Here is a 20,604-nt window from a genome sequence, read left to right on the forward strand (position 1 = left end):
ATGGCAGTCATCGAGGTCACGGACCTGCGCAAGGCGTACGCGGGCCAGACGGTCCTGGACGGGGTGTCGTTCTCCGTGGAGGAGGGCGAGATCTTCGGCATCCTCGGCCCGAACGGCACCGGCAAGACCACCATGGTGGAGTGCGTGGAGGGGCTGCGGCGGCCCGACAGCGGGACGATCAGGGTGCTCGGGCTCGACCCCGTCAAGGACGCGCGTGACGTGCACGAGCGGATCGGGGTGCAGCTCCAGCAGACCCAGTTGCCGGAGAACCTGAAGGTGTGGGAGGCGCTCGACCTGTACGCCTCGTTCTACGCCCGGCCGCGTGACTGGCGGGAGCTGCTGGAGGAGTGGGGTCTGGCGGACAAGCGGAACGCCCGGTTCGGAAAGTTGTCCGGCGGCCAGAAGCAGCGGCTGTTCATCGCGCTGGCGCTGGTGGGCAACCCGGAGGTGGCGTTCCTGGACGAGCTGACCACCGGCCTGGACCCGCAGGCCCGCCGCACGACGTGGGAGCTGATCAAGCGAATCAGGGCGAGCGGGGTGACGGTGGTGCTGGTCAGTCACTTCATGGACGAGGTGGAGGAGCTGTGCGACCGCGTGGCGGTGCTCAGCGGCGGCAGGGTCGTGGCGGTGGACACGCCGTCGGGGCTGGCCGGCGGCGAGCAGCGGATGCGGTTCACGCTGAAGGGGGAGCACCTCCTCGACCTGGCGGACGTGCCGGGGGTGACCGGGGTGTCCAGGGAGGGGAACCGGGTGACCGTCACCGGCAGGGGTGACTTCGCGACGGCGGTCACGGCGCATCTGGCGCGACAGCAGGTGCTGGTCAGTGACCTGCGCATCGACAAGCGGACGCTGGAGGACGCGTTCACCGCTCTGACCGGCCCGTCCTTCTGAGAGAGAGAACGATCATGATGAAGCTCGCCGTCGTCGAGACCAAGCTGCTCACCCGCGACCCCGGGACGCTGTTCTCGTTGCTCATCCCGCTGTTCATCCTGGTGGTGTTCGGCAGCTCGATCGAGCCGGGCGACACCGTGCTGCTGCCGATGGCGCTGGCCATCGCCGTGGGGCTGGTGGGCCTGTACCTGCTCCCGACCACCCTGGCCGGCTATCGCGAGCGGGGGATCCTGCGCAGGCTGTCCATCACGCCGGTGCGTCCCGGCAGCCTGCTGGTGGTGCAGTTGCTGCTGCAACTCGTTCTGGTGGTGGTCGCCTGCGGGCTGCTGGTGACCGTCGCCGGCACGGTGCTGGGCGCGCGGCTGCCGGGCCTGGTGTTGTCCGGTGTGCTGGCGTTCCTGCTCGGTACGGCGAGCATGTTCGCGATCGGCTCGCTGGTGGCGGCCCTGGCGCCGAACGGCAGGGCCGCCAACGGGATCGGCGTGCTGCTGTACTTCCCGATGGCCTATCTGGCCGGGCTCATGCAGCCGGTCGACCAGATGCCGGATATCGTGGCGACTGTCGGGAAATTTACCCCTCTGGGGGCTTTTAGGGAGAGCCTTCAGGACGTCTGGGCGGGGAGTGCTCCCAGCCTCGTGGCCCTGGGCGTGATGGCCGTGTACACCCTGGTCATCGGCCTCGCGGCAACCAAGCTCTTCCGCTGGGAGTGAAGAATGGCCGGTCGCCTCGACCGCTGGGAACGGCTGCTGGAGCGTCAGCTCGCCGCCGCACCGTACGTCCTGCTGGCGATCTCCACGATCCTCAGCCTGCTCACCGGCGGCCGGCCGTGGATCACGGCCGGCCTGGCCGCGCTCGCCGCCGCGTGGCTGTGGCTGGCGCCCCGGGGCGCGGTCTACGTGGCGGGCCTGGTGGTGCTGATCGGGGCACTCTGTACGCAGGGAGCGTGGTTCGCCAGCTTCTTCGGCTTCACCGGATACCTCCACTCCTGGCAGTACCTGAAGGGTAAGTGGCGGTTCGCCGGAGTGAGCGCCACGGCCGCGATCAGCGTCGTGGCCTACGGCGGCGGCCTGCCGGAGCCCACCCCGGTCGCGATCCTCACCTACCTGTTCTTCACCGCCGCCATCGTGGCCGGAGTCGGCCTGTTCAGCTTCGTCGGCGAGGTCACGGCCGAGCGGAGCGACGAGCGCAAACACATGGTGACGCGCCTGGAGCAGACCATGCGGGAGAACGCGGGACTTCAGGCCCAGCTCCTGGTCCAGGCCCGCGAGGCAGGTGTGCTCGACGAACGGCAACGCATGGCCGCCGAGATCCACGACACCCTCGCCCAGGGGCTGACCGGCATCATCACCCAGCTCCAGGCGGCCAAGCAGGGCCAGGACTGGCACCACGTGGACGTCGCGGTACGGCTGGCGCGCGAGAGCCTGGCCGAGGCCCGGCGTTCCGTGAACGCGGTCGGCCCCGGCCAGCTCGACACCGCGCCCCTGCCGGAGGCGCTCGAAGAGATCGTCGGCCAGTGGCGCGAGTTGCACGGGACGCGGGCCGAGTTCACCGTCACCGGTACGGTTCGGCCCATGCACCCAGAGGTCGAAGAGACGCTGCTGCGCACCGCGCAGGAAGCCCTGGCCAACGCCGCCAAGCACGCGAACGCCTCCAGGGTGGGGCTGACCCTGTCGTACATGGAGGATCTGGTGACTCTGGACGTACGCGACGACGGCATCGGCTTCGACCCCAGGCTGACGGCGTTCGGCCTGACCGCGATGCGCAAGCGGGTGGACCGGCTGGCGGGCACCCTGGAGATCGAGTCCGAGGCCGGCGCGGGCACCGCGATCTCGGCCAGCCTCCCGGCGGTGACCCGTGGTTGATCAACAGCGGATCCGGTTGCTGATCGCCGACGACCACCCCATCGTCCGCGACGGCCTGCGCGGCATGTTCGCCGGCGACCCCGGCTTCGAGGTGCTCGGCGAGGCCGCCGACGGCGCCCAGGCAGTCGCCCTCGCCCAGGCGCTGCACCCGGACGTGATCCTCATGGACCTGCGCATGCCGGGGATGGACGGCGTCGCGGCCATCAAGGAGCTCGCCAGGCTGGGCAGCCCGGCCCGTGTGCTCGTCCTGACCACCTACGACACCGACCGCGACGTCATGCCCGCCATCGAGGCGGGCGCCACCGGCTACCTGCTCAAGGACACCGGCCGCGACGAGCTCGTCCGCGCCGTCCGTACGGCGGCGCGGGGCGAGGCCGTCCTGTCGCCGTCCGTGGCCACCCGCCTCCTCGGTCAGGTCCGCACCCCGGCCGACCCGCTGAGCGCCCGCGAGCTGGAGATCCTCCGGCTCATCGCGGACGGCGCGACCAACCGCGAGGCCGCCGCGCGCCTGTTCATCAGCGAGGCCACGGTGAAGAGCCACGTGCTGCACATCTACAACAAGCTGGGGGTCAACGACAGGGCGGCCGCCGTCGCCACGGCCTTCCGGCGCGGCCTGCTCACCGTGGAGGACGGCTGACGGTGAGCAGGCGGCCGTGAAGCTCACTGGGTCGTGCAGACCGTGCCGTTCAGGGTGAAGACGGACGGCAGCACGTTCGGCCCGCTGTAGTTGCCGACGTACCCGATCGTGGTGGTGGCGCCGGTGGCGAGCGACGGGTTGGCCGCCTCGTTCACGGCCTTGACGTCCGACCCGGTCTGCGTCCAGACGGCGCTCCACCCGCTGCCCAGGCTCTGCCACGCGCGGGGCCAGGAGAACGACAGGGTCCAGCCGTTGATCGGGGCGCCGTTGTTGGTGATGTCGATGGAGCCGACGTACCCGCTGGCCCAGTCGGTCTGGTTGGTCAGGCGGACGGAGCAGGAGCTGGTGGCGGGGGTGCCGGTGGTGAAGGTGAGCGGGGGCGAGGGGTCGGAGGTGGCGCCGCCGGTGTCCCTGGCGATCACGTTGACGGTGTAGCGGGTGCCGGGCTTGAGGTTGCGGACCGTGAACGTGGTGCCGCTGGTCTCGCCGAGCTGCTCGGTGATGGCGCCGTTCTGGCGGTGCAGCTCGTACTTGGCGATCGGGCGGGCGCCGGGCTCGGCGGCGGGCCAGGTGATGGTGGCGCTCTTGTCCGTGACGCCGGTGACGGCGGGCTGGCCCGGGGTGCCGGGGCGGCCGGGCTGCGCGGCGGACGGCTTGAGGATGACGGTGGTCAGGGAGAGCGGCGGCAGCGTCTGGGTGGTGGCGGTGCCGGAGGTGGAGGTGGTGATGCTCGTGGCGCCGTTCGTGTGGGTCAGGACGGTGGGCGCGCCGGCGGCCGGGCTGAAGCCGGAGTAGCCGAGCTCGACCGGGTACGACGTGCCGGACGAGGTGTTGATCAGCATGACGGCCAGGTCGCCGTTCGGGCGGCGGGCCGCGTGCGCGGTCACCTCGGGCTGGTCCGTCGCGGCGCGGATGAACCGGTCACCCGGCCGGGCGAACCTGCTGGTTATCTGCAACGCGTAGTAGGGCGCGAAGGGCGTGTTCAGTGCGGGCTCGCAGACGCTGCCGTCGGCGGTGCAGGTGCCGCTCGACAGGAGGCCGAAGTCGCCGTAGTCGGTGTGCCCCTCGACCTCGCTGACGGTGCCGATGCCGTTGTGCACGTTCCACCAGTCCACGGTGAACACGTCGTTGGCCAGCAGCGTCGCATACGCGTCGGCGGCGGCCAGTGCGCCGGGCTGCGTGTTGGTGCCGTTGCTGTTGGATCCGGTGTTGAACTCGGTCATCGCGATGCCGATCCGCTCCGAGCCTGGCCCGGCGTACTCGGCGATCTGCTCGCGGGTGAGCTGGATCATGTCGGGGACGTGCCCGGTCTTGTCGAGGGCGCCGGGGTACCAGTGCAGGATGACGAAGTCGATCTTCGATCCGGCGGTGGACAGCACAGTCTTGTTCCAGGTGCCGCTGTCACCGGCGGCCACGATGGCGTCGGGCCAGTTCGCGGGCGTGGTGAGAACCGCGCCGATCTTGATGGTGGGATCGACGGCCTTCATCGCGTCGGAGTAGGCGACGACGTGGCGGGCGTACTCGTTCGGGCTCTTGTCGGCGTGGTTGTCGGCCTCCCAGGCCGAGCCGTAGTGGCCGTTGCCGTAGTTCTCGTTGCCGATCTCCCAGTACTTGACGCCGTATCCCTTGGTGATGTTGGCGTGCCGCACCCAGGCGGCGGCCTCCTCGGCGGTGCCGGTGCCGTAGTTCGCGGTGACCATCGGCTGCGCCCCGGTACGGCGCACGCCCCGCATGAACGTGTCGAAGTCGGTGTCGGGCGCCACGTACCCGCCGGGGGCGGTGTGGTCGGCCCAGTGGTAGATGTCGGAGTAGGAGCCGCCGGGGTAGCGCAGCACCTTCATGCCCGCGTCCTTGAGCAGGTCCGCGGTCTCGTTCGTGCCCAGGTTGCTGTCCCAGATCGCGTGGTTGGTGCCCAGCCCCGTCTCCGGGACGGTGGCGAGCGCGGCGCGGGCGTTGACCGTCACCTGGACGGCGTCTGTGTCGGCCGCGTGGGCGGCGGGGGCGTTCAAGGCGGTCAGCATCAGCAGGGCTGCTGACGCGGCTCGCAGGGGGATCTTCGGCATCGGCGCACCTCGTGCTGGATTTGCGGGTATTCAGCTCGACGCCTCCTCCTGACCAGGAAGCATCATGATCATGGGTGGTGGCCGCACGGCCGTCAATCGACGCTGAAACTTTCACGCGGAAGGCACGGGATGACGTTCGATCACAATGATCATTACCACGCCAGGCTCCTGCGTCTGGTGCCGGGCGGCGCCAGGACGGCGCTGGACGTCGGCTGCGGCACCGGCCGGTTCGCCCGGCGCCTGGCCGCGCGAGGACTCCAGGTGGACGCCGTGGACCCGGCCGCCGAGGTGATCGAGGCCGCGCAGCTCGCGCCGGGCGTGCGCTACCACCGAGCCGACATCACCGGGATGGACCTGGAAGAGGGCCGCTACGACTACATCTCCTGCCTGGCGAGCATCCACCACGTGCCGTTCGGCACCGTCGCCAGGCTGCGCGACGCGCTGGCCCCCGGCGGCGTCCTGGCCATCCTGGGCTGCTACCCCGAGGTGAGCCGCGCCGACCACGCGTGGAGCCTGGCCGCCGTCCCGGTCAACGCGGTCGCCAGGCTCGCGACGGCGGGCCGGGGCACGCCGAGCCCCGCCCCCGTCAAGCGTCCGGAGCTGCCGCTGACGGAGATCCGGCGGGAGGCGGCCGAACTGCTGCCCGGCGCCACGATCCGCAGGCTGCTCTTCTGGCGTTACCTGCTCGCCTACCGGAAGGGGTGACGGTGGAGCTGCTGCTGTCCCGGCTGCGCGCGGCCGGGTTCGAGGCTCAGTCCGTACGGGCGGCGCCCGGCGGCGTGGTGGCGCTGGCGGGCCTGGCGACGCTGCGCGACGGGTCGCGGGTGTTCGCCAAGACGATGCGCGACGGGCCGCGGGTGCCCGCCGAGACGTCGCGTACGCCCGCCTCTGACCTGTTCGAGATCGAGGCGGCGGGGCTGCGCGCCCTGCGCGAGCTGGGCGGCGTCACCACCCCGCAGGTGCTGGCGGTGACGCAGGACCTGCTGGTGCTCGAACCGCTGCCGCCGCGCCGCGACGACGACGAGCGGTTCTGGGAGGAGCTGGGTCTCGCGGTCGCGGGCCTGCACGCCGCCACGGTGGGGGCGCGGTTCGGCTGGCACCGGGACGGCTGGCTGGGCCGCCTGCGCCAGGACAACACCTGGGACGCCGACGGGCACGCCTGGTTCGCCGAGCGCCGGATCCTGCGCTGGCTGCCGGAGCCGCTGGTGGAGGCGGCGCTGAGCCGCGAGGAGCGCCGGGCGCTCGAACGCCTCTGCGCCGCCCTGCCCGACCTGCTGCCGCCCGCGCCACCGGTGCTCACGCACGGCGACCTGTGGCGCGAGAACATCATGGCCACGACGGCGGGCGGCCCCGCGCTCATCGACCCCGCCGTCTCCTATAGCTGGGCGGAGGCCGACCTCAGCATGTTGTGGTGCTCGCCGCGCCCGCCGGCCGCCCGGCGCTTCTTCGAGGTGTACGCGGCCACCGCGCCCCTGCCGGACGGCTGGCAGGAGCGCATGCGGCTGTACCGCCTGCGCGAGCTGCTGAGCAGCATCGCCCACGACGACGACGCCAGAGCGTGCGCCGAGGCCGTACGGGAGACCGTTCAGTTGTACTTGTAGAGCCTCGTCGCCTTGCGCCGCCCGTGGTCGAACGCCGAGGCCCGGTACATGCTGATGGACAGCTCGCCGTGCTCGGCCTTCCCGCAGGTGCCGACGCCGGCGAGCTGGTGGATCTCGTAGCGGGTGGTGGGGTCGCCGCCCACGAAGTACTCGGCGCGGGCCTGGTACTCGTCGGCGGCGGTGTCGCAGGCGTAGACGAACGTCTTGCGCTCGGCGAAGCAGATGGTGGCGGCGGCCTTCGTGGAGGAGCAGGTCCTGGACTTGGCACGGGCCTCGGCAGGGGTGGTGCGGGTGTCGCGCTTGACCGGATATTTCGCGACGTTCTGGACGGTCTTCCAGCGGCCGTACTTGATCCGGCGGTTGCCCTGGTACAGGGCGGCGCGGAACGTCACGACCTTGCCGATCTCCCGGCTGCCGCGTACCTCGCCCTTGCGGCCCATGTTGTGGATGACGTACACGGTGCCGAGGTAGCCGTTCAGGTAGTACTCGACCGCGGGATGGCGGTGGTCGTCGGCCGTGTCCTCGATCGTGATGCCGGGCCGGTCGCTCCCGTCGGGGCCCACGCAGGCCTCGGCGCCCTTGACCCGCATGCAAACAGGTTCGGCGGTGGTGGCGGCGGTGGACGCGGCGGCCGGTTCGGCCGTCGGCACCGGCGCGGCGGCGGCTGGCGTCTGGACCTGCTGGATCGCCGGGCGAGGCGGCGCGGCCGTGGCCGCCGCCCCGTCGGCGCTGAACGCGGTGGCCATCATCGCGGCCGCCGCGATGACTGTGCGACGTAATGCCACTTGCAACCTCACCAGCCTCACCCTGTCACAGTGACTTTGCCTGGGTGAGACGCGAGGAATGCGGGAAAGGTTCAGATTCGTTCAGCGGTCGTTCAGAGAACGCCCGATGCCGGCGTGCCCCCGATCGAGGACGCCGGCACCGGGATGCCCAGGATCAGGCCGCGCGCCTCTTCGGCGTCACGCTGGCCAGCAGCAGGAGCAGCGCGCTCTGGGCGAGCATGCCGGGGGCGAGCGGCGGCGCCATCCCGACCGACTTCGTCAGTGCGTACCACCACTGGGTGAGCGGCGAGTACGAGTCCCACTGCGGGTCCATCGCCCCCATGCCGTAGTTGACCGACACGTGCGTGTAGACGCCGTACAGCGAGCACAGCAAAACGACCGCCGCGAGCACGCGGGCGACGGTGAGCACCGGTCCTGAGTCGCGCAGGAGCAGCAGCACCAGCGCGACCACCTGGACTGCCAGCGCCACCCAGGGGATGAGCTGCACCGGGCTTTCCCAGTGCCGTTCGAAGGCGAGCTCCAGCGCGGCGCCCACGATGCCGATCGCGACCAGCGCCAGCAGGCCAAGCCGGAGCAGCGTGGTGCCCGGTGAGGCCAGGCGGCGCGACTGCCGCGCGGTCGTCTGAGGGGGAGATGAGGTCATGTGGGGGACCACCGTCCGATGCGAGGGTCTCTTTCGAAGTCGCCTCCAACGTCTCCAGGCATCCTCAGAGGAATCTGGTTGAATTCTGAAGAATTGGTGAGAAGTCAGGTCTGCTCGCGCCGCAACACGGCGTCGAACACCTGCGCCAGCTCGGCCGCGTCCTCGCCCGCGTGGTGCGTGTGCGGGAGTTTCTCCAGGCCGAAGCGCTTCTTGATCTGGCTCTTGTGCGAGCCGGACCACTCCGAACCCGTCACGCCCATCCAGTAACTTCTCAGGTCCACGCCGGACCCGGTCGTGCCGAACGGGTTCCTCCCGGTGAACCGGACGAAGTACCAGTGCACGTACATGCCGTCCCACACCGCCGGCGCGGCCAGGAACACCGGCCGCCCGATCCTGCGGAGCCCGTTCACCCAGCGGGCCGCGGCCGCCATCGCCACCTCGGGCGGCGGCGCCTCGCGCAGCAGCCGGTCGCGGTCGAGCCCCGACACGGCCAGCGCCTCGGGCACGAAGTCATCGGAGATCGGGCGCAGCTCCGTGTAGAACGACAGGTCCGGGCGTCCGGCGACCGCCATGCCGAGCGAGAGCATGCTGTAGGGGCCGGGGATCGGCCCGTCGGCCTCCACGTCCACCGCGACGTACAACTCGGGAAGTTCAGGCACGGCGGCAAGGATAACTGCACGACATCTTCACGACATCCGCACACCGGCCTGGTGGAGTGGGCGGGCCGTCCGGGGTGTGCTCGAAGGGAGACCTGAGGGGGTGCCGCCGGTGGAGAACTGGATCGACCAGCCGATCACCGACCCCGCCATTCCCGAGCGGGACCGTCGGCGCATGACGTCGGCCCAGGACGGGTGGCGTTCCGGGGTGTCGTCGCGCCTGCTCGGCCGGCCGGAGTCCGAGCCGCCGCGCTGGGTGCGGCACCTGTTCGGCCTCGGCGGGTTCTGCGCCGCCGAGTCAGGGGCCTTGCTCGGCCTGATGGCGTTCGACACGGGCCGCGAGAGCACGGGCCTGGCCGCGATGATGATCTTCCTCACCGGGGTGCTGTTCGTCGGCGTCTCCCGGCCGAACCCGGTCGAGCGGCTGGCCCGCAAGCACGCCGGCCGCTACGTCGTCCCCGCCGAGCTGGACGACCCCGCCCTCGACCTGCTGGCCAGGGCCAGGAGGGCGATCAGGGACGTGACCGGCTCCCGGGTGCACCGCCTGGGCCTGCTCGACGCGATCGCCAATGACGTGGTGCTGCCCGAGCGCCTGTGGGAGATCGCGCACCTCGTACGCGTGCACACCGACCTGCGGGCCGAACAGGCACTCGCGCTCACCGAGGTGATCACCCCGGAGCTGACCGCCGTGCTGAAGCCCCAGCAGGACGCGCTGCGCCGCTCGGTGGCGGCGGTCACGGAGCGGGTCTGGGAGCTGGAGGCGTACGCCTCCCGCGTCCGCTCGGCCGATTCCGCGTTACGGGCGAGCGAGCTGCAGGAGAGCAACGGCAAGTACCTGGAGCTGCTGGCCAGGACGGGCGACGAGGAGAGCGTGCGCGCGCTGAGCGCCGAGGCGGACGCCCTGACCCGCACGCTGCGCGAGGCCGTCGCCGTGGGGCAGACCCTGTGATCGGTACGGCCGGGCCGTACCGATCAGCGTCGATACCGCTTCACATGTTGATCATGTGACCCGCGAGCCCGTGGACGGCCTCCTTGACGGCCTCGCCGAGCGTCGGGTGCGCGTGCACGTTGCGGGCCACCTCGTGCACCGTCAGGTCCCACTGCTGCGCCAGCGTCAGCTCGGGCAGCAGCTCGGTCACCTCGGGCCCGATCAGGTGCGCGCCGAGCAGCTCGCCGTGCGTGTTGTCACTGATGATCTTCACGAACCCGGCGGAGTCGCCCAGGCCGTGCGCCTTGCCGTTGGCCGTGAACGGGAACTTGGCCACCTTCACGTCGTAGCCCAGGTCGCGGGCCTGCGCCTCGGTGTAGCCGAAGCTGGCCACCTGCGGCTGGCAGTACGTCGCCCGCGGGATCATCACGAAGTCGAGCTCCATGGTCTCCGCGCCCGCGATCGTCTCGGCGGCGATGATGCCCATGGACTCGGCGGCGTGCGCCAGCATGAGCTTGGCCGTGACGTCACCGATGGCGTAGATGCTGGGCACGTTCGTGCGCCCGCGCCCGTCGACCGCGATCGCGCCGCGCTCGGTCAGCGCCACGCCGGTCTTCTCCAGCCCGTAGCCGTCCACGCGCGGCTGGAACCCGATGGCCTGCAGCACCTTGTCGGCCTCCAGCACCTGCGTCTGGTCGCCGCGGGTGACCGTGACCTTGACGCCGGAGCCGGTGTCCTCGATGGAGTCGACGCGGGTGGAGGTGAGGATCTCGATGCCGAGCCGCTTGTAGCGCTTGGCCAGCTCCGCCGACACCTCCTCGTCCTCCAGCGGCACGACCCGGTCGAGGAACTCGACGATGGTCACCTTGACGCCGTAGTTGTGCAGCACGTACGCGAACTCCACGCCGATGGCGCCGGCGCCCGCGATGATGATGCTGCCCGGCAGCTCCTCGGTGAGGATCTGCTCCTCGTACGTCACCACGCGCTCAGACAGCTGCGTGCTCGGGATCAGCCTGGTGGTGGCGCCGGCCGCGATGATGCAGTGGTCGAAGGTGATCGTCTCACCGTTCACCTGGAGCGTGTTGGCGTCGAGGAACGTGCCCCGCCCGTCGTACTCCGTGATGGCGTTCTTCTTCATCAGGTAGTGAACGCCCTTGACCCGCCCGTCGGCCACCTTGCGGCTGCGCTGGAAGGCCGCGCCGTAGTCGAAGGTGACCTCGCCGCTGATGCCGAAGGTCTTGGCCTCGTTGTGGAAGATGTGGGCCAGCTCCGCGTTGCGCAGCAGCGCCTTGGACGGGATGCAGCCCACGTTCAGGCAGACGCCACCCCAGTACTTCTCCTCGACGACCGCGGTGCGCAGTCCGAGCTGGGCGGCGCGGACCGCGGCCGTGTAACCTCCAGGACCCGCGCCGAGAACGACGACGTCATAGTGAGTGCTCATGAGTCGGACCATACCGCCCGGCTGACTCTGCCCCTGACCTCAGACCTCTACCTTGTACGACAGAGTGAGCTCATCTGCGGGAACACCACGAATTCCCCAGTTGACCTTGGGTGTCTCGATGATGTTGATCTCCACATCCTCAGGATCGAATCCCGATTTGTCGTAGATCGCACGAATCAGTGCCCGCTTGGCGTCGTCACTGCGGCCCGTGAAGCAGAGCACCTCGATGATGAGATACCGCTCACTCCGCTGCGGGCAGACGAAGTCGTCCTCGTCCAGCAGCAGGAACCGGTGGAACCGCTTCTCCTCCGGCATTCCCCACGCCTCCACCAGACACGACTGCAGGAGATCCGAGAGCTCCCGCTGCCGCCCCGCCCACACGTCCCTGCGCCCGTACACCTTCACTTGTCCCATGGTCGGCCAATATAGATGACTGTGATCCGCATACTCCTGGCCGACGACGAAGCCATGATCAGAGCAGGGGTCCGGGCGATCCTGGAGTCCGACCCCGAGCTGGAGGTCGTGGCCGAGGCCGGCGACGGCAGGCAGGCGGTCGACCTGGCCATCAGCCACCACCCCGACGTCGCGCTGCTCGACATCCGCATGCCCCGGCTCGACGGGCTGGCCGCCGCCGCCGAGCTGCGCAGGGCCGCGCCCGGCACGGCCGTGGTGATGCTGACCACCTTCGGGGAGGACGACTACATCGCCAAGGCGCTCGACATCGGCGCCAGCGGGTTCCTGCTCAAGTCGGGCGACCCGCGCGAGCTCATCGCCGGCATCCACGCCGTCGCGGGCGGGGCCGCGTACTTGTCGCCCAAGGTCGCCCAGCGCGTCATCGCGCAGCTCGCCGGCGGCAGGATGTCCAGGGGCGCGCAGGCCCGCGACCGCATCGGCGCGCTCACCGACCGCGAGCGCGAGGTGCTCGCCCTGCTCGGGGCCGGCCTGTCCAACGCCGAGATCGCCCGCGAGCTGCACATCGTGGAGGGCACGGTGAAGGCGTACGTGAGCGCCATCCTCACCCGGCTCGACGTGCGCAACCGCGTACAGGCCGCGATCATCGCCCACGAGGCCGGCTTGGTAGCCTGACCCGTGATGTATCGCCTCGTGTTCTCGCAGGTCTTGCAGCGTCTCGACGCCGAGGCCGTGCACCATTCGACCGTGAGCGCCCTGGCGCTCCTCGCCCGGCTGCCGCTGCTCAAGCGGCTGCTGCACCGGCTGCTCGCCCCGCACGACCCGGCCCTGCGCGTGACCGCGTTCGGCGTGCACTTCCCAGGGCCGCTCGGGCTGGCCGCCGGCTTCGACAAGGACGCCGCCTGCGCGGAGGCCGTCGCCGCGCTCGGCTTCGGCCACGTCGAGGTCGGCACCATCACCGCGCACGGCCAGCCGGGCAACCCGCGCCCCCGCCTGTTCAGGCTGGTGCGACAGCACGCGGTGATCAACCGGATGGGCTTCAACAACGCCGGCGCCGCAGCCGCCGCCCGCAGGCTGCGCCGCACGCGGGGCGTGCCGGTCGTGATCGGCGTGAACATCGGCAAGACCAAGGTGGTGCCCGAGTCCGAGGCGACGGCCGACTACGTGGCGGGCGCGAAGGTGCTCGCCCCGCTGGCCGACTACCTGGTGGTCAACGTCAGCTCGCCCAACACGCCCGGGCTGCGCAACCTCCAGGCGGTCTCGCTGCTGCGCCCCCTGCTCACCGCCGTCAAGCAGGTCGCCGACGCCACACCGCGCCGCACGCCGCTGCTCGTCAAGATCGCCCCCGACCTGGCGGACGAGGACGTCGACGCGGTCGCCGAGCTGGCCCTGGAGCTGGGCCTCGACGGCATCATCGCGACCAACACCACGATCAGGCACGACGGCGAGACCGGCGGCCTTTCTGGCCGCCCGCTCAAGGCCCGCTCCCTGGAGGTCCTGCGCCGCCTGCGCGCCAAGGTCGGCGACCGCCTCACGCTGGTCTCCGCGGGCGGCGTCGAGGACGTGGACGACGTCTGGGAGCGCATCCTGGCCGGGGCCACCCTGGTGCAGGGCTACACGGGCTGGATCTACGGCGGCCCGCTGTGGGCCGCGCGCATCCACCGGCAGCTCCTGCGCCGTGTCCGCCGCCACGGCCTCAAGTCGGTGACGGAGGCCATCGGCCGCACCGCATGAAGCCCTCTATCGTGGGACGGTGATCGAACCAGTCTCCCTCACCGACGACGTCGTCCTCCGCCTCGCGACCGAGCAGGACCCTGAAGCCCTCCACGTGGCCTACGTCCGCAACCGCGACCACCTGACGCCCTGGGAGCCGCGCAGGCCGGAGGAGTTCTTCACCGTGGAAGGCCAGGCCACGCGCCTCAAGGGCCTGCTGGAGCAGCAGGCCGGAGGGCAGGCGGCGGCGTGGGTGCTGGCCGACGGCGACCGCGTCGTGGGCCGCATGACGCTGGCCGACATCGTCCGCGGCCCGTTCCTCAACGCCCACCTCGGCTACTGGATCGACTTCGGCTACCTCGGCCGCGGCCTGGCGACGAAGGCCGTGCGAGAGGTGTGCAGGATCGCCGACGAGGAGCTCGGCCTGCACAGGGTCGCCGCGGCCACGCTGGTGCACAACGAGGCGTCGCAGAGCGTGCTGCGCAAGTGCGGCTTCGAGCTGTTCGGCACCGCACCCCGCTACCTGGAGATCGACGGCCGGTGGCAGGACCACCGGCAGTACCAGCTCATTCTCAACGACCGCCCGGCCTACTGACCTCCCCGCGGCTGACTTTCCCGCGCCCCGCCGACGCGGGATGCGCCCTTCTCCCCGAAGGGACGGGGCCGGCGGTGGCACGCCGGGGGACGTGGCGAGCGGGTCAGATGCTCGGCCGCGTCGACTCCGCGTGGTGGGTCATGGCGTCGATGCGGTCCATCACCTCGGTGACGCGCACGCTCGCGGGCCGGTGCGGGCGGCGCCGCTGCCACGGGCGCGGCCCGTTCGCCGGCCGGTACTCGACGCCGAGCGCGTCCAGCCGCCCCAGGTGCTCGGCCAGGCGCCCGTCGAAGCCGGCCGAGGTCTCGCCCGCCCAGGCCACCTCGGCCAGCGCGCAGGCGCGCGGCCACAGCCGGTAGTCCACCGTGCGGGCGTCGGGCACGCGCTCCGTCCAGAGCTGCGCCTGCACCCCCAGGACGTGGTCCCGCTCCTCCTGCGACCACCCGGCGGGCGCGGGCGAGAACGCCGCCACGTCCGCGACCGAGATCGCGTCACCGATGGCCATCGGCTCGTCGGGGGAGGAGGCCTCGGCGTAGTCGAAGTACAGCGGGAACACCGGCGTCGCCACCACGTCGTGGCCCGCGGCGGCTGCCCGGCGGCCCACGTTCATGCCGCGCCAGGGCATGACGATCGTGTCCTGCCGCAGCCCGCCGCTGACGAACGCCTCGTCCCACACCACGGCCCGCGCGCCCCGCTCGGCCAGCGCGTCCGCCAGCCGCCGCAGGAACCACGCCTGGAGGTCGTTGACGCTCTCCAGCCCGAGCGACTCGCGGTAGGCGTTGATCTCCGCCGACGCCGTCCAGTGGTCGAGCACGACCTCGTCGCCGCCGATGTGCACGTACGGGGTCTCGCCCAGCGCACCGAGCAGCTCGTCGAAGATCGTGGTGAGGAACTCCACGGTCGGCGGCAGCGGCGACAGGATCGCGGGCGAGATGCCCCAGCGGTCGAGCACGTCGTAGCGCTCCCCGGTGGCGCCGAACTCGGGGTAGGCCGCCAGGATCGCCGACGCGTGCCCCGGCACGTCGATCTCGGGCACGACGGTGACGCACCGCGAGCGGGCGTAGGCGCCCAGCTCGGCCAGGTCGTCGAGCGTGTAGTAGCCGCCGTGCGGCAGGTCGTCGTAGGTGTCCGGCTCGCGGTGGTGGTTGGTCGCCGTGCGCGGCCGGTGCGAGGAGACCTCGTGCAGCAGCGGGTACGCCCGGCTCTCCACCCGCCAGCCCTGGTCGTCCACCAGGTGCAGGTGCAGCCGGTTCAGCTTGTGCGCGGCCATCAGGTCGATCAGCCGCATGACCTCCCGCTTGGGGAAGAAGTGCCGCGCCACGTCGAGGTGCAGGCCCCGCCAGGAGAAACGCGGCTCGTCCTCGATCCGCACGCCGGGCACGGGCCACGACCCGCCGCCGGAGAAGCGGTAGGAGGCGTCGGGCAGCAACTGGTGCAGCGACTGCGCCGCGTAGAACGCGCCGGCCCGGCCGCCCGCCGCGATCTCCACGCCGCGGGAGCCGACCGTCAGCCGGTAGGCCTCCTCGCCGAGCCCGGGGTCCCGCCGCACGTCGATCTCGCCGGTGTCGCCGGGCAGCGGGTCGAGCCGGGCCAGGGCCGTGCGCACGGCGTCCACCAGATCGCCGGACACCGTCGCGCCCGAGGTCAGCACATAGGAGGAGGAAAGATCACGAAGCAGTCGCGGGCGAGGAATCATGCTTCGAGATAGTGCTGCAATCCGTTCGCGAGCGCCAGGGCGATCTTCTGCCGGAACTTCGGGTCCTGGAACTTGGCCGCCTCGCCAGGGTTGCGCATGTTGCCGCTCTCGAACAGGACCTTCGGCACCGTGGAGAGGTTGAGCCCGCCGATGTCACTGCGGTAGTCGAGCGCGTTCTTGCCGATGTAGTTGGAGTAGGGGATCCCCGTGCCCTTCCGGTACGCGTCCCGCACGGCGATGCCCAGCTTGCTGGAGGCGCCCACGACCTTGTCCACCGGCCCGTTGATCTTCTTGGGCAGGATGACGTGGAAGCCGCGATGATTGACGTTGTCCGAGCCGTCGGCGTGCACGGAGATCGCGGCGTCCGCCTTGGCCTTGTTGCCGATGGCGGCCCGCTCGGTGATGCAGGGCCCCACACCGTTGTTGCTGGTCCTGGTGAGCTTCACGGTGGCGCCACGGCTTTCGAGGATCTTGGTCATCCTCTTGGACACGTCCCAGGTGAAGGCCGCTTCGCTGTATCCGCTGTTCGTGGCGGTGCCGGTGGTGTCGCACTCTTTCCACTTGGTCAGCACGTTGACCTTGCGGTTGATCTCAGCGGGGTGGCGGTAGTTCGCGCCGTTGTGTCCCGGGTCGATGACGATGACCTTGCCGTCCAGCGGCTTGGCCTCCGGAGGCGCCTGCTTGGCGGTCGCCGAGGAGGGGGAGGCCTGCGCGGCCGTGGTCGCGGGGGCGGCCTGACCTGCCGCGGCGCCACCGGATCCGGTGCCGCCACACGCGGAGGCGATCAGGCCGCAAACGGCGAGGACTGAGGCTGGTAGAGCACGCATGCCGTCCAACTTACGGCAGTGTGGGAGCTCAAGCCCGTCTTATGCCAAGCGCGGCGAGCCATCGGGACGCGTTCACCAGACGCGCTCGCCGACCTCCTGCCGTTCGAGCAGGGCGGCCAGCTCCCGCGCGTCCTCGGCGTCGAGCCCGAGGACGACGCGGGGGCGGCCCCACGGATGATCGAGCGAGTGGGCGACGTAGCTGGCGACAGACTCGGCGCCACCGTCGGTGCCCCGTCCCCTGCCCGCCCGCCACTGTCCCCAGGCGCGTTCGAGCTCGGCCGCCGCGCGCTGGGCACAGGACACCAGTTCCGGATCACGCATGACTGTTCCCCCGGATCAGACCGTGGCCGGATTGGATCCGGCCACATTTAGCATGACCCTGCCGAGTTAACCGCCGTGTGGCCGCGCCGCCACACGGCTTGACCCAGCCTTGGCACATCCTTAGGCAGGTCCCGTGCTCCGTCGCACGATCAGCTCGGGGCGGACCTCCCGCATGCGCGCGACCTTGGCGGGATCCCCGATCCGGTCGCTCAGCAGCGCGGCCGCCGACCTGCCCATGCTGCGGCGGGCCTGGTCGACAGAGGTCAGCGAGATGTGAGTGGAGGCCGACAGGTGCGTGTTGTCGTAGCCGACCACAGAAAGGTCCTCGGGCACGCGCAGGCCCAGCTCGCTCGCGGCGGAGAGCACGCCGAGCGCGACCACGTCATTGGCGGCGAAGATCGCCGTGGGCCTGGGGTCGCGGGTGAGCAGCGCCGTCGCCGCCTCCCTGCCGCCCTCTTCTGTCGAGTCGGCTGCCTCGACCATGATGTACGGCGCCAGCGAGTGCCTGCGCATCGCCACGAGATAACCCTCGCAGCGCGACGATCGCCGGCCCTCGATGTGCGCGATTCTCTTGTGGCCGAGCTCGACCAGGTGGTCGATGGCCAGGCGGGCGCCGAGCTGGTCGTCGTCGACCACGATGTCGACGCCGTCGAGCTCGATGTCACGTTCCCCCACGACGACCGTGGGCGTGTACGCGGTGGCCTCGATCAGCGTCTCGCTGGTCGGCGGGATGCCGAGCAGGACCAGCCCGTCGACCCGCAGTTCGAGGAAGGCCTCCACGGCCTCGTCCTCGAACGCCGGGTCCCACTGGCTGTTCCCGATCAGCATGCGCAGCCCGTCGCCGTGCAGGCTCTCCTGCAAACCGTCGAGGAATTCCGCGTAGAACGGGTTGTGCAGGTCGGCGACGAGTGCCCCGACCAGGTGGGTGCGGCCTTCGACCAGGCTCCGCGCGACCGCGTTCGGCCGGTAGCCGAGCTCGCGGGCGGCCTGCAGCACGGCCTGGCGCCGGTGCTCGCTCACGTGCGGGGATCCGCGCAGCACGAGTGAGACCAGCGATTTCGACACGCCGGCTCGTTCGGCGACGTTACGGATGGTGGGTCTGGGCCGAGGCAGTGCGTCTACCTCTCTTAGCTCAGCGATGGTTGAAGTGTTGACGGGCGGTCCTGACATGTGTCTCCCCCGCGATGCGGATATGGGCACCTGTCTGACCAAACGATCGAGTTCGCCGCAGGGTACGGCTTTCGTTACGGATTGGCTCAACCTCAGTGGCGACAGCCGGATATTGACTGGAAGCTTCCACGTCAGCTATTGGGCGGGGCGTCGGATACCGTACAGATGTGACACCCGGGAAGTCAGCCGAGACGGCACGTCCGGCGCGGCGCAGGCTCAGCGTGGACCGGCGCAGGGAAGAGCTCATGGCGGCGGCGCTGGAGCTGTTCAGCACCCGTGACGCGGAGGACGTCTCGATCGACGACGTGGCGTCCGCGGCAGGGGCTTCGCGGGCCCTGGTCTACCACTACTTCGGCGGCAAGCAGGAGCTCTACGTGGCCGCGCTGAGAAGCGCGGCGGAGCAACTGGAGTCCCGGCTGCGGCCCCAGGGGGGCGGCAGGCCGCTCGACGAGCTGGCCTCGGGTCTTGAGCGCTACTTCGACTTCGTCGAGGAGCACGCGGCGGGCTTCGCGGCGCTGCTGCGGGGCGGCCCGGCCAACAGGACCGGCGAGGTCGGCGAGATCGTCGACGGGGTGCGCAGGCGGCTGTTCCGCCTGATCCAGAAGCAGATGGGCGTCGAGGAGCCGAGCCCTGTGCTGCGCACGACCCTGCGGTCGTGGATCGCCTCCGTGGAGACGGCCGGCCTCGACTGGCTGGAGCACCGCGACCTCGAACGGCCGATGCTGGAGAAACTGCTCGTGGAGCACATGGCCGCGCTGCTCGGGGTGGCCGCCGCCCATGACGGCGAGGTCGCCAGGCTGCTGGAGCGGCTGGCGTGACAGATGCCGGTCCGGGGTGACTGGGTTCGGTTCCGGGCGGCAGGGAAGTGTGGCGCCGGCGCGGACGACGCCAACCTCCCCATCTTCACAGCGGTGGACCCTGCCAAGCGGCGGCCTGGCCCACCCCTATTCAAACCCCCCTGAGGTCCAGCTACTCGGAGCGCTGCTGCGGAATCCCCGCGAGCAGTGCGCGAACCTCGGTCTCCCGGTAACGCCGATGACCGCCGAGGGTACGAATCGACGTCAACTTGCCCGCCTTGGCCCACCGCGTAACGGTCTTGGGGTCGACCCTGAACATGGTCGCGACCTCAGCGGGCGTGAGCAGTGGCTCGGCCTCGGGTGTACGAGCTGACATTTGTGCGGCCTCTCCTCCGTGTGGACCGGCGTAGCGATCCTGTGACTGCCTTTGCGCGTGTCACGGATGTCCCCCTATGGCGCAGAGCGTGCGGCTTTTCTGAGCCATATGCGGCATCACCCGATGTGACCATACCGCCACGCAGAGCGATTGGCGAGCCCTTCTTTGACCCAACTGCCCGCCCCCGTGGCCATGTCACGCTCGGTGATTCTAGCGACACGGTTCGTGGTATCGCAGTGAAAACGGCAAACTACTCAGTTCGCAGAAGAGAGCAGCCGCGAGACGTGACCTACTCATGCAGGTCAGACGGCCGTATTGGGGCTCAGTTGGCAGATTCCAGCAGTTGCATTGACTTCCACCGCAGGATGACCCTCTGGTACATGGCGTAGGCAAGTTCTTCTTGACCCGTGTCCAGGCCCGTCAGAGCCGCCGAGAGCTCCGCCACGGACTGGTCGGCCTGCAACGCGTCGTCGTCCATGAGGTGGACGAGGCCGCCGTAGTCGAGCTCCACCAGCGAGTGGGGGTGGAACTCCTCCAGCCACCTGGCGACGTCCTCCACGTCGAAGTTGGCCGCGACGTCGCCCAGATGCCTGCGCAGCACGCTCAGCGCCCGCGCCGTCCGCCTCCTGGCCTGGGCCATGGAGGTGACGTAGATCAGGTTACGCCCCGTAGTGGTGGTCACGTCCTGTCCCGGGTTGGCGGAGCCGAGCACCAGCCAGCGCTCGTTCCCATCAAACGGCACGAACCACGATGGCGGCACATGCCACGCCGTGGTGCGGATGTGCGTGCGCAACGCGTCCGAACCGGCCTGCCGCTTGTAACGGTCGAAGTCGTCGGCCGTCTGCTCGGCGATCGTCTTCGGGACGAGATGGTCCATCAGTTTCACCGGGGTGGTGCCACGCAGCCGTGAGAACGCCAACCACGAGCGCAAACGGGTTTGCCAAGGGCAGACATAGAGCCGGTCCTCAACGCGCCGTAGGTAGGCGTTGGGGCTCTCCTGCGCGGGAACGGGTTGAGGGGGCATGCCGAGCAGGCGCATGACGGACTCGCCGTGCTCCGCATTGAGCGCGTTCGCGCGCCGCGGGCGGTCACGTGAGTCGGCATAGTCGGCCCACACCTTGCGCTCGGGCTCGGCGAACGCGGTCAGTGGCTCATAGACACGGAGGTAGGCGGCATAGGGCAGCACGGAGG

23 protein-coding genes are annotated in these 20,604 nt (G+C 70.4%); 11 read left to right on the forward strand and 12 right to left on the reverse strand.

Features of this window, described 5'->3' with window-relative positions:
* From FXF51_RS46760 to FXF51_RS46775, 4 genes are read left to right on the forward strand one after another with little or no spacing between them, the layout of a single operon-like run.
* Complete coding sequence (locus tag FXF51_RS46760) at window positions 1–891, forward strand: ABC transporter ATP-binding protein (RefSeq protein ID WP_148441270.1); 891 nt, start codon at window positions 1–3, stop codon at window positions 889–891.
* A gap of 14 nt (window positions 892–905) precedes the next feature.
* Window positions 906–1,601 (forward strand): ABC transporter permease, encoded by a 696-nt coding sequence (locus FXF51_RS46765; RefSeq protein ID WP_148441271.1) that lies wholly within the window; start codon window positions 906–908, stop codon window positions 1,599–1,601.
* A gap of 3 nt (window positions 1,602–1,604) precedes the next feature.
* The gene (locus FXF51_RS46770) at window positions 1,605–2,753 is read left to right on the forward strand and encodes a sensor histidine kinase (protein ID WP_148441272.1); all 1,149 of its coding nucleotides are present in this window, start codon (window positions 1,605–1,607) and stop codon (window positions 2,751–2,753) included.
* A complete protein-coding gene (locus FXF51_RS46775; RefSeq protein WP_148441273.1) occupies window positions 2,746–3,390 on the forward strand; it encodes a response regulator in 645 nt (214 codons plus the stop codon). The genes FXF51_RS46770 and FXF51_RS46775 overlap by 8 nt, the downstream gene beginning before the upstream one ends.
* A gap of 23 nt (window positions 3,391–3,413) precedes the next feature.
* Here the strand turns inward: FXF51_RS46775 and FXF51_RS46780 are convergent, their stop codons facing one another.
* Window positions 3,414–5,453 (reverse strand): cellulose binding domain-containing protein, encoded by a 2,040-nt coding sequence (locus FXF51_RS46780; protein WP_148441274.1) that lies wholly within the window; start codon window positions 5,451–5,453, stop codon window positions 3,414–3,416.
* 129 nt (window positions 5,454–5,582) lie between these two features.
* On the opposite strand from FXF51_RS46780, the gene FXF51_RS46785 reads away from it, so the two are divergent.
* Entirely contained in the window at window positions 5,583–6,158 is a 576-nt protein-coding gene (locus tag FXF51_RS46785; RefSeq protein WP_148441275.1) for a class I SAM-dependent methyltransferase, read from the forward strand.
* A gap of 2 nt (window positions 6,159–6,160) precedes the next feature.
* Complete coding sequence (locus tag FXF51_RS46790) at window positions 6,161–7,054, forward strand: fructosamine kinase family protein (protein ID WP_222871785.1); 894 nt, start codon at window positions 6,161–6,163, stop codon at window positions 7,052–7,054.
* On the opposite strand, the gene FXF51_RS61345 is transcribed toward FXF51_RS46790, so the two are convergent.
* From FXF51_RS61345 to FXF51_RS46805, 3 genes are all read right to left on the reverse strand, one after another.
* Window positions 7,039–7,851 (reverse strand): hypothetical protein, encoded by an 813-nt coding sequence (locus tag FXF51_RS61345; protein ID WP_187414960.1) that lies wholly within the window; start codon window positions 7,849–7,851, stop codon window positions 7,039–7,041. The two genes, FXF51_RS46790 and FXF51_RS61345, sit on opposite strands and share 16 nt — an antisense overlap.
* Before the next feature lie 142 nt (window positions 7,852–7,993).
* Complete coding sequence (locus FXF51_RS46800) at window positions 7,994–8,482, reverse strand: hypothetical protein (protein WP_262380295.1); 489 nt, start codon at window positions 8,480–8,482, stop codon at window positions 7,994–7,996.
* 104 nt (window positions 8,483–8,586) lie between these two features.
* On the reverse strand, window positions 8,587–9,141 hold the full coding sequence (locus FXF51_RS46805; protein WP_148441277.1) for an exonuclease: 555 nt from the start codon (window positions 9,139–9,141) through the stop codon (window positions 8,587–8,589).
* A 109-nt stretch (window positions 9,142–9,250) separates the two neighbouring features.
* Here FXF51_RS46805 and FXF51_RS46810 point away from each other — a divergent pair, with 109 nt between their 5' ends.
* Window positions 9,251–10,087, forward strand: a complete 837-nt coding sequence (locus tag FXF51_RS46810) for a hypothetical protein (protein ID WP_148441278.1) — start codon at window positions 9,251–9,253, stop codon at window positions 10,085–10,087.
* 40 nt (window positions 10,088–10,127) lie between these two features.
* Here the strand turns inward: FXF51_RS46810 and lpdA are convergent, their stop codons facing one another.
* Together lpdA and FXF51_RS46820 are read right to left on the reverse strand one after the other, a co-directional pair.
* A complete protein-coding gene (lpdA, locus tag FXF51_RS46815; protein WP_148441279.1) occupies window positions 10,128–11,507 on the reverse strand; it encodes a dihydrolipoyl dehydrogenase in 1,380 nt (459 codons plus the stop codon).
* Window positions 11,508–11,546: 39 nt separating this feature from the next.
* Window positions 11,547–11,921: a tautomerase family protein gene (locus tag FXF51_RS46820; protein WP_148441280.1), complete on the reverse strand. Its 375-nt coding sequence runs from the start codon at window positions 11,919–11,921 to the stop codon at window positions 11,547–11,549.
* 21 nt (window positions 11,922–11,942) lie between these two features.
* Between FXF51_RS46820 and FXF51_RS46825 the strand changes: the two genes are divergently transcribed.
* Genes FXF51_RS46825 through FXF51_RS46835 form a run of 3 tightly spaced genes read left to right on the forward strand, consistent with a single transcriptional unit; the run spans window position 11,943 to window position 14,226 of the window.
* On the forward strand, window positions 11,943–12,593 hold the full coding sequence (locus tag FXF51_RS46825; RefSeq protein WP_148441281.1) for a response regulator: 651 nt from the start codon (window positions 11,943–11,945) through the stop codon (window positions 12,591–12,593).
* Window positions 12,594–12,599: 6 nt separating this feature from the next.
* Window positions 12,600–13,652 carry a quinone-dependent dihydroorotate dehydrogenase gene (locus FXF51_RS46830; RefSeq protein WP_187414961.1) on the forward strand — a complete coding sequence of 351 codons (1,053 nt, stop codon included), beginning with the start codon at window positions 12,600–12,602 and terminating at the stop codon, window positions 13,650–13,652.
* Window positions 13,653–13,671: 19 nt separating this feature from the next.
* Window positions 13,672–14,226, forward strand: coding sequence for a GNAT family N-acetyltransferase (locus FXF51_RS46835; protein WP_187414962.1), 555 nt, complete (start codon window positions 13,672–13,674; stop codon window positions 14,224–14,226).
* Between the two features lie 103 nt (window positions 14,227–14,329).
* Here FXF51_RS46835 and FXF51_RS46840 read toward each other — a convergent pair whose 3' ends face one another.
* From FXF51_RS46840 to FXF51_RS46855, 4 genes are all read right to left on the reverse strand, one after another.
* Window positions 14,330–15,922, reverse strand: coding sequence for a beta-N-acetylhexosaminidase (locus tag FXF51_RS46840; RefSeq protein ID WP_148441283.1), 1,593 nt, complete (start codon window positions 15,920–15,922; stop codon window positions 14,330–14,332).
* Entirely contained in the window at window positions 15,919–16,749 is an 831-nt protein-coding gene (locus FXF51_RS46845) for an N-acetylmuramoyl-L-alanine amidase (RefSeq protein WP_148441284.1), read from the reverse strand. The genes FXF51_RS46840 and FXF51_RS46845 overlap by 4 nt, the downstream gene beginning before the upstream one ends.
* Window positions 16,750–16,821: 72 nt before the next feature.
* Window positions 16,822–17,070: a hypothetical protein gene (locus tag FXF51_RS46850; protein ID WP_106241771.1), complete on the reverse strand. Its 249-nt coding sequence runs from the start codon at window positions 17,068–17,070 to the stop codon at window positions 16,822–16,824.
* 120 nt (window positions 17,071–17,190) lie between these two features.
* Window positions 17,191–18,240, reverse strand: a complete 1,050-nt coding sequence (locus tag FXF51_RS46855; protein ID WP_411268432.1) for a LacI family DNA-binding transcriptional regulator — start codon at window positions 18,238–18,240, stop codon at window positions 17,191–17,193.
* Window positions 18,241–18,407: 167 nt separating this feature from the next.
* Here FXF51_RS46855 and FXF51_RS46860 point away from each other — a divergent pair, with 167 nt between their 5' ends.
* Window positions 18,408–19,058, forward strand: coding sequence for a TetR/AcrR family transcriptional regulator (locus FXF51_RS46860; RefSeq protein ID WP_262380296.1), 651 nt, complete (start codon window positions 18,408–18,410; stop codon window positions 19,056–19,058).
* A 151-nt stretch (window positions 19,059–19,209) separates the two neighbouring features.
* On the opposite strand, the gene bldC is transcribed toward FXF51_RS46860, so the two are convergent.
* Window positions 19,210–19,413 (reverse strand): developmental transcriptional regulator BldC, encoded by a 204-nt coding sequence (bldC, locus tag FXF51_RS46865; protein ID WP_013133571.1) that lies wholly within the window; start codon window positions 19,411–19,413, stop codon window positions 19,210–19,212.
* Between the two features lie 322 nt (window positions 19,414–19,735).
* Window positions 19,736–20,599, reverse strand: coding sequence for a hypothetical protein (locus FXF51_RS46870; RefSeq protein ID WP_148441285.1), 864 nt, complete (start codon window positions 20,597–20,599; stop codon window positions 19,736–19,738).
* Window positions 20,600–20,604: the final 5 nt, after the last annotated feature.

The sequence above is a fragment of the Nonomuraea sp. PA05 genome, assembly GCF_008086045.1.
GTDB lineage: Bacteria > Actinomycetota > Actinomycetes > Streptosporangiales > Streptosporangiaceae > Nonomuraea > Nonomuraea monospora.